We start from the raw sequence: 650 nt of genomic DNA, 5'->3' as shown, positions 1-650 counted from the left end.
CTGTTCAGCCAACGCAAAGAGAAAGCCACCGGTAAATGCGTCACCGGCAGCAGTCGTATCAACCACCGTTGTTTTTGGTGGCGTAATTTCTGAATAGATACCACTTGCTAATACCTTTATCGGATTGCCACCATCTGTGATTAAAATGGTTTTAACACCCTGGGCAATAGCCGCTTTAACAAAAGCAACTTCACCTTCCGGCTCCAGATAATCGAGTTCTTCTTTCGACACTTTTAAAATATCGACGTGATTGAAACAGGCTTTTACCCGTTCAACATCGGCCTGACCGTTTGGCCACAGGTTGTGTCTCAGATTGACATCGAAACTGACAACGCAGCCCTGCTTCTGTGCTTTTTCAATGGCTGTTTGTGTTGTTTCAGCAATTGTCGCTTCTGTCAGTGTGTTCGAACAGAAATGGAATAGTGAAGCGCCCATGAACCACTTGTCTTTGACATCAATAGGAGTGAGCAACATATCGGCGGTTTGATGACGGAAAAATTCGAAACTACGTTCGCCATCCGCATCTAAAAAGACAAAAGCCAACGCCGTTTTTGCAGTGTCATGTAATGACATATTTGACGTGTCGACGTTGTAGTCTTCGAGTGCCTGTTTAATGAATTGTCCGAAGTGATCATTGCCGACCTGACCGG

Annotated in this window: 1 protein-coding gene; it reads right to left on the bottom strand. The window is 45.1% G+C overall.

The annotated features are described in order from the left end of the window. Positions 1-650, bottom strand: a 650-nt coding sequence (locus BGP77_RS02815; RefSeq protein WP_108163230.1) for a carbohydrate kinase, incomplete at both ends; no start/stop codon positions are given.

Source organism: Saccharospirillum sp. MSK14-1 (assembly GCF_003054965.1).
GTDB lineage: Bacteria > Pseudomonadota > Gammaproteobacteria > Pseudomonadales > Natronospirillaceae > Saccharospirillum.
Note: the sequence above shows the minus strand (reverse complement) of the source record. Positions and strands in the feature narration are given on the sequence as shown.